General features: G+C 28.7%; 12 protein-coding genes and 7 tRNA genes. 15 read left to right on the top strand and 4 right to left on the bottom strand.

All coding sequences use genetic code 11. The features are described 5' to 3' along the window. Positions 1–18: 18 nt before the first annotated feature. From DS884_RS05720 to DS884_RS05690, 7 genes are all read left to right on the top strand, one after another. Entirely contained in the window at positions 19–720 is a 702-nt protein-coding gene (locus tag DS884_RS05720; RefSeq protein WP_113786093.1) for a DUF434 domain-containing protein, read from the top strand. Between the two features lie 9 nt (positions 721–729). Beyond that, complete coding sequence (locus tag DS884_RS05715; protein ID WP_113786092.1) at positions 730–1,401, top strand: hypothetical protein; 672 nt, start codon at positions 730–732, stop codon at positions 1,399–1,401. Positions 1,402–1,518: 117 nt separating this feature from the next. Beyond that, the gene (locus DS884_RS05710) at positions 1,519–1,815 is read left to right on the top strand and encodes a phage repressor protein (RefSeq protein WP_113786091.1); all 297 of its coding nucleotides are present in this window, start codon (positions 1,519–1,521) and stop codon (positions 1,813–1,815) included. A gap of 655 nt (positions 1,816–2,470) precedes the next feature. After that, on the top strand, positions 2,471–3,157 hold the full coding sequence (locus tag DS884_RS05705; protein ID WP_093869813.1) for a hypothetical protein: 687 nt from the start codon (positions 2,471–2,473) through the stop codon (positions 3,155–3,157). Continuing rightward, a complete protein-coding gene (locus DS884_RS05700) occupies positions 3,142–4,533 on the top strand; it encodes an RtcB family protein (RefSeq protein WP_113786090.1) in 1,392 nt (463 codons plus the stop codon). Before DS884_RS05705 ends, DS884_RS05700 begins: the two co-directional genes overlap by 16 nt. 222 nt (positions 4,534–4,755) lie before the next feature. After that, the gene (prfH, locus tag DS884_RS05695) at positions 4,756–5,448 is read left to right on the top strand and encodes a peptide chain release factor H (protein ID WP_113786089.1); all 693 of its coding nucleotides are present in this window, start codon (positions 4,756–4,758) and stop codon (positions 5,446–5,448) included. A gap of 70 nt (positions 5,449–5,518) precedes the next feature. After that, positions 5,519–6,088 carry a hypothetical protein gene (locus DS884_RS05690; protein ID WP_233487116.1) on the top strand — a complete coding sequence of 190 codons (570 nt, stop codon included), beginning with the start codon at positions 5,519–5,521 and terminating at the stop codon, positions 6,086–6,088. Positions 6,089–6,138: 50 nt separating this feature from the next. Here DS884_RS05690 and DS884_RS05685 read toward each other — a convergent pair whose 3' ends face one another. Together DS884_RS05685 and DS884_RS05680 are read right to left on the bottom strand one after the other, a co-directional pair. Continuing rightward, positions 6,139–6,699, bottom strand: a complete 561-nt coding sequence (locus tag DS884_RS05685) for a carboxymuconolactone decarboxylase family protein (protein WP_093869816.1) — start codon at positions 6,697–6,699, stop codon at positions 6,139–6,141. A 60-nt stretch (positions 6,700–6,759) separates the two neighbouring features. Beyond that, entirely contained in the window at positions 6,760–7,320 is a 561-nt protein-coding gene (locus DS884_RS05680; RefSeq protein WP_113786088.1) for a TetR/AcrR family transcriptional regulator, read from the bottom strand. 802 nt (positions 7,321–8,122) lie between these two features. Here DS884_RS05680 and DS884_RS05675 point away from each other — a divergent pair. The 8 genes from DS884_RS05675 to DS884_RS05650 all read left to right on the top strand — a co-directional run bounded on the left by DS884_RS05675 (position 8,123) and on the right by DS884_RS05650 (position 10,939). Next, positions 8,123–8,195: transfer RNA gene (locus DS884_RS05675), tRNA-Cys, on the top strand. Between the two features lie 272 nt (positions 8,196–8,467). Further along, positions 8,468–8,540, top strand: a tRNA-Asp gene (locus DS884_RS05670). A gap of 5 nt (positions 8,541–8,545) precedes the next feature. Further along, positions 8,546–8,618 (top strand) — tRNA-Pro (locus tag DS884_RS18405). Between the two features lie 11 nt (positions 8,619–8,629). After that, a tRNA-Leu gene (locus tag DS884_RS05665) sits at positions 8,630–8,711 on the top strand. A gap of 39 nt (positions 8,712–8,750) precedes the next feature. Then, a tRNA-Gln gene (locus tag DS884_RS05660) sits at positions 8,751–8,822 on the top strand. A gap of 40 nt (positions 8,823–8,862) precedes the next feature. Beyond that, positions 8,863–8,935, top strand: a tRNA-Arg gene (locus tag DS884_RS05655). 434 nt (positions 8,936–9,369) lie between these two features. Beyond that, a tRNA-Arg gene (locus DS884_RS18400) sits at positions 9,370–9,461 on the top strand. Positions 9,462–9,838: 377 nt separating this feature from the next. Next, positions 9,839–10,939: a slipin family protein gene (locus tag DS884_RS05650; RefSeq protein WP_113786087.1), complete on the top strand. Its 1,101-nt coding sequence runs from the start codon at positions 9,839–9,841 to the stop codon at positions 10,937–10,939. Between the two features lie 35 nt (positions 10,940–10,974). Here the strand turns inward: DS884_RS05650 and DS884_RS05645 are convergent, their stop codons facing one another. Together DS884_RS05645 and DS884_RS05640 are read right to left on the bottom strand one after the other, a co-directional pair. Continuing rightward, positions 10,975–13,038 carry a PAS domain S-box protein gene (locus tag DS884_RS05645; RefSeq protein ID WP_113786086.1) on the bottom strand — a complete coding sequence of 688 codons (2,064 nt, stop codon included), beginning with the start codon at positions 13,036–13,038 and terminating at the stop codon, positions 10,975–10,977. A 251-nt stretch (positions 13,039–13,289) separates the two neighbouring features. Beyond that, positions 13,290–15,386, bottom strand: coding sequence for a PAS domain S-box protein (locus DS884_RS05640; protein WP_113786085.1), 2,097 nt, complete (start codon positions 15,384–15,386; stop codon positions 13,290–13,292). Between the last annotated feature and the right edge of the window lie 182 nt (positions 15,387–15,568).

Below are 15,568 nucleotides of genomic sequence, written 5' to 3'. Positions count from 1 at the left end.
TAAAATACTATACACTTAATGTCAAAAAATAGAGGAAAAGAAGGAAGAGACGATTATTTATTTGGAAAAGTATTTATGCAACGAAAAATAAAAGAAGCGGTACTTGACATGTCTTTTTTATTAGAACGTGGTTATGGTGAATCTTCTTCCTGTGAATTAGTAGGAAATCGTTATAAGTTGAATAAAAGACAACAACAAGCAATAAAAGGAATGGCGGCAAGTGAAAATGCTGTTGTGCATCGAGAAAAGACTAAAATATCCGTTGAAAATTTAGAAGGAACTACATTAATTATTGACGGATTTAATCAGTTAATATTATTAGAAAGTATACTATCAGAAGCCTATGTGTTTAAAGGAAGAGATGGAGCGTATAGAGATCTATCGAATTTATATGGAACCTATAAAAGTGTACGTCAAACTGAAAAAGCCATTGAAGTTTTTGCTGAGTTCTTTAAAAAGTATAGCGTTTTAAAAGTTGTTTGGGTATTTGATGCTCCAGTTTCTAATAGTGGACGCATGAAAACAAAGTTAACGGAATATGCAAATGAAAAAGGGTATAATTGGGAAGTGATACAAGAGAACAATCCCGATAAATTCTTAGTAAACAGCAATTTTATTGGGGTAAGTTCTGATGCTTGGATTTTAGATAAAACAAAATCCTGGACTAATATTATTGATGTTTTAATTCCTGTAAATTATTCTTTTTTGATCACCTATTAGTAAAAAAAAATGGAAAAAGAAAATGTATTATATAAGTTAAAAGAAATACAAAGGTTGTTTTTGTGCGAAAACGAAGAACATTACCTATTGAAATGTAAGGATGAGCATATTGAAACGATAGCATCAAATATTGTGAATTATTTTTCTCAAGAATGTTTTCTCGAAAAATATGAGCAGCCCTACTTTGAAGAAGAAATAAAAATTGATAGAATCTTGGTCTTTAATAAATTTCAGTTTTTAATAGAAGAAAAGAATATACCTGAATTAATTCAAAAATTAGAGGAAGTAAAAATTAAAGATTTCCTTATAGTTTTAGGGCAAAGAATTACATCAGCAACAATTAAAGATGAAAAAGCAATTCCGCCAATAAACAAGGAAGTGTACAATGCAAGCTTTAAGTTTTATAATACACAGATTTCAAAAGCAGTGAGAGCTTTTGAAAAGCATTCAGAAAGAACCACAAATAGTTTTTGGGGAAAGGCTATTGGAAATCCTGCTGAAAAAGAAGAAAAAGTAAGAGATTTATTAGCTGGGATGTTAAAAAATAAAACATGGTGGAATGTTTATTATCATTACAAACATGAAATAGTATATGAGATAAGAATAGCGTCAGGACATGGAGCTCGTTGGAAAAAAGAAAATTTAGAATTTATTGGTTTTGTAGAGCCGTTTTTAAATTAAATTTTTAGCTTATTAAAATTTATTGCATCTTTGCATCAGTTCATTGACAGGTTCTTATATCATTTTATGAGATATGTAACACAATAATGCGTTACATAATTTATAAAATATAATAATATGAATTGGAAAATTCAAAAATTAACTAATGGTGAAACCATTATTTCTAAAGAACCAGGTAATTCTATGTTACCTCTTTTAAAATCTAAACAACCAGTAAAATTGAAACCTATTAATTGGGAACAATGTGAAGTTGGAGATATCGTTTATTGTAAAGTTCGTGGAAACTGCTTTACACATCTTGTAAAAGGTAAAAATGATAAAAGAGGGTTACAAATAGGTAACAATCATGGTAGAATTAACGGATGGACTAAAAATGTGTATGGAAAAGTAGTAGAAATACTTACAATGCCATAGGCATTCCTAGAAAAAACAAGATTACTAAGAGTTAAAATTCTCTTATATATTTTATAAATTAAAGAATAAAACATAAATTTAAACCTATGACAATACTAAAATTCACATATCAGGACGCAAATAAGCGACTTCGTGAGTTGTATTTTAGGTAGAAATTCACAGTATAAAAGCAAAAGCGTCCAAAATTAATTTTTGGACGCTTTTTTTTTATAAAAAATTTTAAAACCTGAAACCCACTTTGAATCGTGTAGTACAAAATGTACATAACAAAGTATCAGTTCATTAAATAATCTGCAAAGAGCGGACAGGATTTTCATTTCTTAAACTTAGGTGTAACTATCTGACAATTAGTAAAATAAGTATTAATTTTATTTGTGTAACTCAAAAATAGATTCTAAGTTTGCATCGCAATTATGCAACAAAACAATTATAAAACGAAGTAACATGTTCAAATACCAATTAAACATAAGTACACTAATAGAACCAGGTTCTTGTGTGCACATGCTTCGCGACTTTCTTCACACATAGATAAGAATTATCCTATATATGAAAAGTCCGAAGCCAAAAAGTTTCGGATTTTTTTATGCTCTTTTTCAAATAACATACGAGTTAATAATTATTTCCGATAGGTGATAAATAGTTAAATATATGTTCATTGAAACCAAAACACATCAAAGAACAAAGACAGAAAGCCATTCGAATTATAAGAAAGAGGCAAAGAGAGATTTATCAAAAAATTAAAGAATTAGGGTACATAAAATTAAAAGAACCTATACGACATGGTTGGTTTAAAGAAATTGTAATAACAGAAAATGTAGAACGCTATAAAAACAAGGCGGCTATTTTAGAGTTGTACGATTGTATAGAAAAAAGTTTTTGGGGTAGAACAAAAGAAAAAGCTGATAAACAGTGGTTTCATAAAATCTCAAAACACTTAATATATAAAGAATTTCCAACCATATCTAAAAAACAATTTAATCGATTAACATATAAGGCGCAAGCTATGTGTACGGTATTCTCTTTTAGAAACGAAAACAAAAAAATAAAAAAACGATTTTATATAAGAATTCCAAAAGGAGCTTATAAAATTAAATATACAAGAGCATATATAACACACTCTAAAAGAATTGATCCTCAACTTGAAAGTGAGTTAGATCTTTTAGAACAACAATTGTATAAAAGTGGTTATTATGAAATTTGGCAAGAGAGTTATTGGAAAAATTATTGGAGAACTCCTCAAGAACACAAGCAAAAATTTCAAGTAACTAAACAGTTGAATGCTCTTAAAAAGTATCCTTTACAGGATATTATAAATGACAACATATCATGGGAAATAAATTAAAAGGAAAGGACTTAATAAAATTAGGGTTTCCAAAAAATAATAGTATAAATATAGCCTTAGGGCAAATTAATAGATATCGTAAAAGAGAAAAGAAAGAACGCATTTTAGAGGAAGCAAAGCAAGTATTGTTAGCACCAGAAAAATATCAGGGAAATGCTATTTGGGGTAAAGTTGCAGAAGGTTTGGTAAAACCTGTTGAGGTACAAATGCACAAATTACGAAACACTAGGGTTCCATTTAGTATTTATGGAGAAAATGAAATTGACGATTTAGCAAAATACCAATTGTATGACGCTTTAAAATTACCAGTTGCTGTACAAGGAGCTTTAATGCCAGATGCGCATGCAGGATATGGTTTACCAATAGGTGGTGTATTGGCCACAGAAAATGCCGTGATTCCTTATGGAGTAGGAGTTGATATTGGTTGTAGAATGTGTTTAACAGTATATCCAGTAAAAGCATCTTATTTAAAAGGGAAAGTTCATCAGTTGGAAAATATATTGTCTGAGCATACTAAATTCGGAATGTATGAAACGCACAAAATGAAGCATGATCATGAAATATTTGAACGTACCGAGTTTCAAGATATACCGTTGTTAAAGCGGTTAAAAATTAAAGCATATAATCAACTAGGAACCTCAGGTGGAGGAAATCATTTTGTAGAGTTTGGAGTGGTAACTATTACAGATGAAAATAATGAATTTTATTTGCCTATTGGAGAATATATAGGATTATTAACGCATAGTGGAAGTCGTGGATTGGGAGCAAACATTGCAAAACATTATACGTATTTAGCAACGAAACAATGTCCTTTACCAAAAAATGTACAACATTTAGCGTGGTTAGATTTGAATACTCATGACGGACAAGAATATTGGTTAGCAATGAATTTAGCGGGTGATTATGCAAAAGCATGTCACGATAATATTCATAAACGAATTGGTAAATTACTAGGAGCAAAAGCAATTGCAAAAATTGAGAATCACCATAATTTTGCTTGGAAAGAAAAGGTGAATGGACAAGAATTAATTGTTCATAGAAAAGGAGCAACTCCCGCTAACAAAGGTGAGTTAGGTATCATTCCCGGTTCCATGACAGCTCCTGGGTACATAGTACGTGGCTTGGGAAATACTGAAAGTTTAAATTCTGCTTCTCATGGAGCTGGTAGAAAACATTCTCGAAGAAAGTGTAAAGAGAAATTTACAAAAAGCGATATCAAACACCAATTAAAAATGAATGGAGTAAGTCTTATTGGAGGTGGAGTAGATGAAGCACCAATGGCATATAAAAACATTAAAAAAGTAATGGCAAATCAACAAGAACTGGTTGAAGTGTTAGGAACCTTTACGCCGAAAATTGTAAGAATGGATAAATAGCATTCTTTGAGCGTTACCTTAAGGTCGCGCTTTACGCTATATCTTTTTATAGCTGTCATTGCGAAGTTTACTGTTTTGTAAACTGTGGCAATCTTATAATTAATAAACAGATTGCTTCGTCCCTCGCAATGGCGCTAATTTATGTAAGCTATAAAAAGGATGCCGCTTCAATCCCTAACGCAAGCATTGTAATAAAGGGATTAGTATAAATAATAAGAAATAATGGACACAAAAATAATACAAATAACAGCAGCTAAAGGCCCATCAGAATGTGCGTGGGTAGTTGCAAAAATTTTAAAAATATTTTTAAAAGAATTAATAGAAGCTAACATTGAATATACAGTGTTGCATAAAGTTAATGGAATTGAAAATGGAACAGTACAATCTGTAACTGTTGAGTTAAAAGGAAAACTACTTTCTGATTTTTTAAAAAACTGGTTAGGATCTATTCAATGGATTGGAACTTCAACTTTTAGAAAATATCATAAACGTAAAAACTGGTTTATTGGTTGTTATGAATTGAATCAACATAAAGAAAAAACAATTAACGAAAACGATATTCAATTTCAAGCAATTCGAAGTTCAGGAGCTGGTGGGCAACATGTAAACAAGGTAAGTTCTGCTGTTAGAGCAAAACATATACCAACAGGAGTTCAAGTATTGGTCTCTGATGGTCGTTCACAACATCAAAATAAGAAGACTGCAATACAACGATTAAAAGAAAAAATAGCAGATCATAATATCGGTCAGTTAAAAGAATCGGTAAAGAACGAATGGGAAAATCATTTAAGTTTAGAACGAGGAAATCCTACTAGAACATTTACAGGTTCAGATTTTAAACAACAAAAGAAATTGAAATCTTTTAAAACAAAACGGAATCAACTAAAAACTGATTTAAGAAAACAATTAGAATAACAATATAAAACGTCATTGCGATTGTAGCGAAGGGTAAAGAAGTAATCTCTCTATAGATTAACAAATTTAGATGATTCTTCAAAATGACAAACAAGAAAATAATATGGGAACATTAGCAAACAATTACATATTTAAAGCATTAGATGCTTATCCGTATGATTTAGAGGAAGCAATTGAAGCTTTAACATATGCTTTAGCATATGATGAAAAAAACACGATTGCCTTATGTTTAATGGGGAGAATTCATGCCGAAGCATTATACAATTATCACAAAGCAAAAGAATATTATGCAGAGGCTTTAGCTGAAAACATTCATGCATTTAATATTTATCCTAATTACATCAATGTGCTATTATGGAATGAAGATTTTGAAGAGGCAGAAAAGCTAATAGATTTTGCTTTGGGGGTAAAGGGATCAGATAAAGCGGTGTTGTATTTAAAAAAAGCAGTTTTATTTGAGACCAAAAAGAAATACAAAAAGGCGTTAAAAAGCGTTATTAAAGCTAGAGAGCACAGTTTTAATAGTGAATTTTCATATACTATTGATGAAGAAGAAAAGCGTATTAAGGGGAAATTGCCCAAAAAGAAGAAAGTAAAATCTAAGAAAAAAGATAAAAAATCTAAGAAAAAGAAGAAATGATTTAAAACTAAAAACCACATTATTTATTTTAATGTGGTTTTTTATTCGTGTTATTTTTGCATTTCATTTTCCCAAGCGAACTTTTTAAAAGGTTTATCTATAGGGGTGTTAGCAATATGATTAGTGTAATTACTAATTGTTTTTTGTGCTAAGCCTAAAATGATTTCTAAGACTTGCTGTTGACGATAGCCAGCATCAAAGAATGCTTTCAAATCTGCATCAGAAATTCTACCTCTATTTCTAACTATAGCTAAAGTTGTATTTCTTAGTATTTCTAATTTTTCATTGGCAATAGCAGTTTTGTTTCTTAACGCATCAGTTAAATTTTTATCAACTTTCATCATATGAGCTATTCCAGTATGTGCAGGAACACAATAATGACATCCGTGTTCTACATTTATGGTTTGCCAAACTACAGTTAGTTCCTCATTATTAAAAGAGGAGTTTGAAAATAATTCATGTAGTTTTTGATAGGCATCTAATGTTTCTGGTGAATCGGCTAATACGCCATGTAATCCGGGTACCATACCAAAAGCTTTTAATGATTTATTTAATAGTTTTATGCTTCCTTCAGGAGCTGTTTCAATGGTGTGAATTTTTAATGTACTCATAATTATTGGTTTTTAATTATAAAACTAAACGATCGTTTAGTTTTGTTGTAAAAAAAATGTCTAAATATTTTTAAATATCATTTCAATATAATCAGATATCTCTTTTTTATTGTTAACTCTTGTAGCAGCAGCTAACCCATGTTTTGCCAAGAGTAAAAAATTAGCTTCTTTCAAAATAATATCACTACTTTTTGATTCATCTTTTAATTTTTGAATAAATATCTCTTTTAATGAATTCATAAAAAAGTTAATTAACTTGTTTATTTCAGAATCAGTATTATTTGAAAATTCATTGTAAGTGTTAGTCATTAAACAACCTTTATGATTACCTTCTTGATAACAAACATCAACAGAATCATAAAAAAACGTTTTAATGTCGTTTATTCCATTATTCTCCTCTTTTAACTTAGTAAACATTTTGTTTGTTTTACGTTTGTATAACTCTATACTTTTAATAAAAACACCATGTTTATTACCAAAACTAGAGTAAATAGAAAATTTATTTATCCCCATTTCTTTTTCAAGCATTTGCATAGAAGTATTTTCATAACCGTTCCTCCAAAACAATCGCATTGCTTTGTCTATAACCTCTTCTTCTATATATTGCTTTTTTCTAGACATTAAGTTTTAATACATTACAAATCTAAACAATCGTTTAGAAACAAAAAAATGTTTATCATTTTTTATGAAATCTTATTTATTTTGGTGCTAAATTAGAGTTGGTTTGGTCTATCATAAACTAAAAAAGAGTAATATTGCAGTAATAATTAAGAAATGGAATTAAAATATATACATACTAAAGAGCAAATACAGCTTTGTTCATTTGATTTTCGCCCGAGTATTTGGCGAAAAGGATGTTATGTATGTAAAAATAAACAGTGATTTAATACTTTTAAATTAATCACAGAACAATACAAAGCGTCCAATTAACAATTGGACGCTTTTTTTATGAAAAAAAATAAAAATGTTTTAGTTAAGAAAATCAAATAATAAAAAGTAACAAACAATTGAGAGACAGACTATTGTGTGAAAGTTTATTATCCGTTAAATAACGGACAGGATTCCTAGTGGATAAGATCAAATTAAACACTTGTAGATCAGTGGTTTAAGTTTATTTTTTCCTTGTGTAATTAAAAAATGTGTTACATATTTGCAACATCAAAACAAGAGAAATTATTGTTTTGATATTGACTAGATATACTATTAAAAATAAAAATAAGAACATAAAATGAAACAGTATTCACAACATATAAAACAAAACTACTTCGAGTTTCGCTTACCGAGTAGCCTATGTATACTATGTGATGATCAGGAGTTCAATTTTAAAAAGGAGATATATTATGATGATATAAGCTAATTATACATTCATACATAATTGTAAAGCATCTCCGGTTAAGGAGATGCTTTTTTTATGGAATAAAACGACAAGGTGGCTGAATGGCAAAGGCAGCGGACTGCAACTCCGTTTTTTATGAGTTCGAATCTCATCCTTGTCTCTATGATTGAGGTAATCCAAACTTGTTTGAGAATTACGGAAATCCAATTCTAGATTAGATGAGAATACGAAGTAATCTCATCCTTGTCTCGATGATTGAAGTAATTGAAACTTGTTTGAGAATTGATCAAATAATAAAATGTGTCATTCCGATGAGGAACGAAGAAGGAATCTATTAAAAGATAGCTTCATTTCATTCGCAATGACTTAATAAAAGAAAGTGTGGAGTAATTAGACAACTTATTAGATTTGGATTCTATCACTTATATAAATAGTACTGTAGCACAATGGCTAGTGTGTCCGACTGTCTCTCGGAAAGTTGCGGGTTCAAATCCCGTCAGTACTGCAAAACTGGGAAGATAACGATTGGTTGTTTACCTGCTTTGGATGCAGGAGGCTGTAGGTTCGAGCCCTACTTCTCAGACAAAATTAAATGCGGGAATGGTGAAATTTGTAAACACGCTAGATTTAGAATCTAGTATCGAAAGATGTGAGAGTTCGAGTCTCTCTTCCCGTACTAATAAAGAATAAAGATTTATTTCTTTCTCTAGAAGAGAAACCTGTGATGTAATGGTTAGCATACAAGATTTTGATTCTTGTTGTATAGGTTCAAATCCTATCAGGTTTACAAAATTTGAATATTAATCAAAATAGTAATTATTAAAAAAGGGGGTATAGTTTAATTGGATAAAATTTTAGAGTACGATTCTAAAGATGCAAGTTCGAATCTTGCTATTCCTACAAAAAATCAAAAATATTTTAATTACGCAAAAAGACTACGTAGCTGTGTTAAATATTTGCATAGTAATTGAAAAAGAACGCCGTTAAAAGTGGGAGAATTGCAAAAGAAAAAAGATGATAGACCTCATCATAACATGGAGTATGATGAGGCAAATTAAAGAAGTTCATTAACATATTAAAATGAAAAGGTCATTACGAATGTAACGAAGTGAAATGAAGTAACCTGTTAAAGAACTTCTTCATTACTTCATTTTAATGACATTAAAATATCAAGTAAGTCTTGTTGCGTGTTTCTGTATAGCACCATTGTATACAATTTTACAGTTTTGTATTGAGTTTGTATGTGTAACTTGACTTGAAGGTTTGATTATTAGCCAAAAAATAATCTCCAAAATTCATGTGGGTTCGAATCCCACTCATATTTCATATATGATGGCGGAACGGTAGACGCGCTAGATTTCGGTTCTAGTGAATTCAGATACTTTCACTATCTGTTTTAGCACAGGTTCGATTCCTGTCAAGGCCACTAAAAAAAAGGCTTTGTAGCTCAGTTGGTTAGAGCACTACACTCATAATGTAGGTTTTTTAGGAAGCTCATCATCTTATAAAACTGATGAAAAAGTAAAAGTATTGAGTGTTTAATGAAGTTTTTAAATAAACACTTGTAAACGTACTTGAAAGAATAACTTTTAAATAAGTGAAGTATTCATATTTAGTAAGTCAATTATTGTTGAGTATAAACTGTAATCCATTTGTTAAATTAAAATATGGACTTTTTTAAAATTATTGTTTCCGTGTTTTTATAAGCATGAGTACTCAATACTTTTCATTAAAAAAGAACAAGTTTCTCCTTTATTGGAATGAATTGTTATAAAAGAAGTTGAATTAAAAACAAAAGAAAAAATGAAAAGAGTAAGAATTAATCAAGGAAATGTAGGCTTAGTTTTTAAAAATGGAGACTATCAAAAAGTAATTACTAGTGGCTTGCATTGGTTAGGTTTTAATCAATATGTAAATACATATGATTTAACTAAAGATTTTAATATTTCACTAGCATTAGAAGTTTTATTAAAAGATGAAGAGCTGGTTGCGATGTTAGAGGTTATTGAAGTAAAAGATAATGAGTTAGTTTTTGTATATGAAAATAATAATTTTAAGCGTGCTTTAGAAGCTGGGAGATATACATTTTGGAAAGGTTTAGTAAAAAGAACTTTTCAAACCATTGATATTAGTAAAATTTATATCACTGAAAATTTAGATAAAGCGTTGTTTAAAAATTATGCTGTAAATAAATACATAAGAGTATTTGAAGTAGCTGCGTATGAGAAAGCAGTGTTGTTAATAGATGATGTATATACTAAAACCATAACTGGTGGTGTATATAGATTTTGGAGAAATGATATTTCTATTAAAATAGCTAAAGTTGATACAAGACAATTGCAATTAGAGGTTTCTGGACAAGAATTGTTAACTAAGGATAAAGCGAATATTAGAATCAATTTTTATACACAGTATAAAATTATAGATATCGAAAAAGCATTGTTAGCAAATAAGGAGTTTGAAAAGCAATTGTATGTTTTAATGCAACTAGCTTTAAGGTCTTATGTAGGTAGATATACTTTAGATGAGTTATTAGAGAAAAAAGAAGATATTGGTGATGCTGTATTTGAGGAAGTTTCTAAAAACACAAAGGCTTTAGGAGTAACATTGATTTATTGTGGAATTAGAGATGTTATTTTACCAGGTGATATGAAAGAAATTATGAATCAAGTTCTAGTAGCGCAGAAAAAAGCGCAAGCTAATATTATTACAAGACGTGAAGAGACAGCTTCTACTAGAAGTTTATTAAACACTGCCAAATTAATGGAAGATAATGAGATGTTATACAAGTTGAAAGAAATGGAATATGTAGAAAAAATAGCAGATAAAATAGGAGAGATTACTGTTTCAGGAAATGGAAACATGGTAAAACAATTAAAAGAAATTTTTTCAGTAAATAAATAGCTCACAGATACCTGTGGGCTTTTATAGTTTCTTTTTTATTTAGGTAACGTAAAATAAAAGATGGTACCTTCATTAACTTTTGAGGTTAGCCAAATTTTCCCCTCACAAATATCTATTATTTTCTTTACTATGGAGAGTCCAACTCCTGTTGAATTTTCATTGTTTTCTAAAGTTTGAAAGATTTCAAATATTTTTTTGTGGTATTTATCTGAAATACCAATACCATTATCTTCAATACTAAATTGCCAATGAGATTGCTCCTCTTTACATTTCACATTTATGATACCAGTTTGCTTATCGTTATATTTTACAGCATTGCTTATTAAATTTTGGAATAATTGATATACTCTAAATTTTTCTACGTTTAATTTTGGTAATTTATTTAAAATGTTGACGGTAAAATTTTTTGGAACATAAATAGTATCAATAATATCCTTAACTAAGCCATTTAAATCAGTTTTTTGTTTTTTAGAGTTTACCTGATCAATACTTGTGTACTTTAAAATACCGTTGATTAAATATTCCATTTTGTCAACCTTTTTTAAAAGTAATTTCGTATTCTCATCTATGATTTTATTCGGATGAATAGTGTTTTCTTCTTTAATCCAATTTGCTAAAGCATTTATACTTCTTAAAGGCGATTTAAGGTCGTGTGATACTACATGTGCAAAATCTTTTAACTCTTTATTTCTTGAAGTTAAGTTTTTTAATAATGCTTTGTTCTTTTTATCAGTTTCAATTCGAAGCTGTAAATTAAGAGCATTTTTTAACTGAGAAGAAGCTAAATTAGCAATGGTTTCTAATGTTTTTAAATGATATGTTGTAAAATAATTTCTAGTTGAATGTTCAGAGTCTATAACACCAATAACTTCATTGTTTGCAATTATTGGAACAGAAATTTCGGATAAACGAATTTTATCATCTACAATGTATCTTTTATCTTTAGAGGTGTCGTTTATAATTTCTGATTTGCCTTCTTTTGCTACACTACCAACAATGCCTTCACCAATTGATATTTCTAATTGATTTGTTATGATGTTGTTAGCGTCAATTTTATTTTCAAAAGCAGCAATTTGTTCTAGCTTACCCGTTTTATAGTTTAATAAATAAATAACACAATCTTCAAAACCTAATAACTTTGCAGAAGTTGCTGTTATTTCCCATGCAATTTCGTGAATGTTTGTTTTTCCTAAAATAGAAGACATTAAACTATTTAAACCTAAAAGTAAAGACTGGTTTTGTAATTCTTCTGTAATGTCATCAATTAAGGCTACTTGATAGTTGTTTTTGTGAGTTGTTTTTATAACTGAGGTGTTTGTTTTTGCCCAAATTGTTTTTCCACTTTTTGAACGATAACATTTATTAGTGGAGGTATTACTAACTTCTTCATTGTCAATTTCTTTTTTTTCTATAATACTAGACATACTTAGTGTGGTTAATTCTTCTTCGGTATAACCTAATAATTTTTGAATAGCTTTATTTGATTTAATGATTTTATCTTCTTGAGTTAATACAATTCCTATAGAAGAATGTTCAACAATTGCATCTAATTGTTTTTTCTGTTCATCAAAAATATCTTGTTGTAGTTTTTGTTTGGTAATATCTCTAATAATTCCTTGAGCCAAAGTAGGGTTTCCTTTGTGGTCATATACAATATTACAGTTAATATCAACCCATTTAAGATTTTTATGTTTGTCATAAATTCTTGTTCTAAAATTTCTAAAAGTACCTTTTTCAATTAATTGATAAAAAGATTTCATGGCATATTCATAATCATCATGAAAAAGAGTATCCATTACATTAAATGATTCGATGTTATTATTCGCACCAAAAAAATCAATTGAAGCTTTGTTCATTTTAATAACATTACCAAAAAGATCCATTAAAATATATGGATCAATAATACTTTTAAATAAACTATTTATTTCAAGCTGTTTTTTGTTTACAATTGAAGATAGGTTTTGTCTAGTAGTTTCAAGTTCTTCGGTTTTGTAATCTAAATCTAAAGATATCTTTTTAATATCCTCTTGTGCTTTTTTAAGAGCAGCATCTTTCTGAGCAAGAGATTCTTCTAAAAATCGTATTTTATGATAATCCATTCTTCAGGTTTTTATAACAGTATATTACTAACTTTTAGAATCAAAATGCTTTCTTATAGTTAAGGGTTGTGAATAATGAAATTAAAAAAAAAGGTTGAGCTAGATAAGTTATATTGATGAAGAGAAGTTAACTTTCGTTCAAATGCATGTGTTTAATGATAAGAGAAAGTTTTAATTTAATTTTTATTAAATTAAATAGAAGAAAACTATTAATTAAATAGAATGGTAGGGGGTAAAAATAGAAAAAAGAACTATTTAGGCAGTGTAAAATAAAACACAGTACCTTCATTTATTTTTGAAGTAAGCCAAATTTTCCCTTCATAAATATCTACTATTTTCTTTACAATAGATAGTCCGACTCCTGTTGAATCTTCACTTTTTTCTAAAGTTTGAAAAATTTCAAATATTTTTTTATGGTATTTGTCAGAAATACCAATTCCGTTGTCTTGAACGCTAAATAACCAGGTTTCTTCTTCTTCTTTACAAGTAATGTTTATTATTCCTTCTTGCTTATCGTTATACTTTACAGCATTACTTATTAAATTTTGAAATAATTGATATATTCTAAACTTTTCAACTTCTAATTTAGGTAGCTTGTTTAAAATATTTATTTTAATGTTTTTAGGTATGTAAATAGTATCTATGATATCTTTTACTAGATTATGAAGGTCTGTTTTTTGTTTGGTAGATTTAACTTGATCTATACTAGCATATTTTAAAATACCATTGATTAAATGTTCCATTTTATCAATTTTCTTTAAAAGTAAATTAATATCGTCATCAATTACTTGATTGGTAGTTTTAGCATTTTCTTCTTTAATCCAGCTAGCTAAAGCATTCATACTCCTTAAAGGTGATTTAAGATCATGTGATACTACATGGGCAAAATCTTTTAATTCTTGGTTGCTTTTAGTTAAACTTTTTAGCAATGCTTTATTTTCAATATCTGCCTCAATTCGAAGTTGTAAATTAAGTGCGTTTTTTAATTGAGTAGCAGCTAAATTAGCTATGGTTTCTAATGTTTTTAAATGATAATCTGTATAAAAGTTTTTATTGGAGTGTTCAGAATCAATAACCCCAATGATTTCGTTGTTTGCAATAATAGGAACTGAAATTTCAGAAAGGCGTACTTTATCATCTACTAAATACCTTTTGTCTTTAGAGGTATCGCTAATAATTTCTGATTTACCAGTTTTGGCAACATAACCAGCAATTCCTTCTCCTATACTAATTTCTAGTTGGTTTTGTATAATTTTTCTTTTTTCAACTTTACCACCGTGTGCAGCAATTTGTTTTAATTTACCAGTTTTATAATCTAATAAGTAAATTACTAAATCTTCAAAATTTAAAAGTTCAGTTGTTCTTTCAGAGATTTCCCATGCAATGTCGTAAATATCAGTTTTTCCTAATATTGAAGACATTAAGCTGTTCAATGCTTTAAGGAGAGATTGATTTTGAAGTTCTTCAGTTATATCTTCAACCACAGCTACTTGATAACTGTTTTTTTCTCGTTTAGATTTTATAGTTGAAACATTTGTTTTTGCCCAAATTACAGTGCCATGTTTAGTTCTATAACGTTTGTTAATAGAAAAATGTTCTATTTCATTGTTATCAAGCTTTTTCATGTATAACTCAGATGTTTCTTTGTCTTCTTTTAAAGAAATATCACCAACAGATAAAGCTAAAAGTTCTTCTTCAGTATAATTTAGTAACTCTTGAAAAGCTCTATTGCTTTTTATAATTTCTCCTTTTTTTGTTAAAACAATACCTAATGAAGAATAATCGACAATAGCATTTAATTGATTTTTTTGTTCGTCAAAAACTTGTTGTTGGATTTTTTGTTGAGTAATATCTCTAATTATTCCTTGAGCGAAAGTTGGATTTCCTTCAGTATCATACACTACATTACAATTAATATCCACCCATTTTATTTCTTTTAGATTGTTGTAAATTCTTGCTTGAAAATTTCTAAAAATCCCAGTTTCTAAAAATTCTTGAAATGAATTCATAGCATATTCAATGTCTTCCTCATATAGGGTGTCCATTACATTGAAAGGATTCTTTTCATTATCAATTCCAAAAAAATCGATAGAAGCATCGTTCATTTTTAAAACATTACCATACAAATCCATTAAAATGTATGGATCAATAATTGTTTTAAACAAATTGTTTAACTCAATTTGTTTTTCATTAATAACTTTAGAAAGGGTTTGGTTAGTTTCTTCTAACTCTTGATTCTTATCATGTAAATCTAATGATCTTTGCTTCATTATTGCTTCAGCCTCTTTACGGGCTTTTCGTTCAAGTGCAAGAGATTCTTCTAATAACTGTATTTTCTTTTCATCCATTTTTTTGTAAATAAAATGGTACTATTAAACTATTATTTTTAATGTACACATGGGGGTTTTTAACTTAAGTACTAAATTTAATAAATTATTATATAATTTATCAATTTCATTACAGTTATTTTGAAGATTTTTAAATGATTAGATAAAAAAAGAGGAGCAAGTAAATCAAAAAGTAAGACAGG

This window comes from Tenacibaculum sp. E3R01, assembly GCF_003318185.1.
Taxonomy (GTDB): Bacteria; Bacteroidota; Bacteroidia; order Flavobacteriales; family Flavobacteriaceae; genus Polaribacter; species Polaribacter halocynthiae.
The sequence above is the reverse complement of the archived record's forward strand: the minus strand, read 5'-3'. Positions and strand labels throughout refer to the sequence as shown.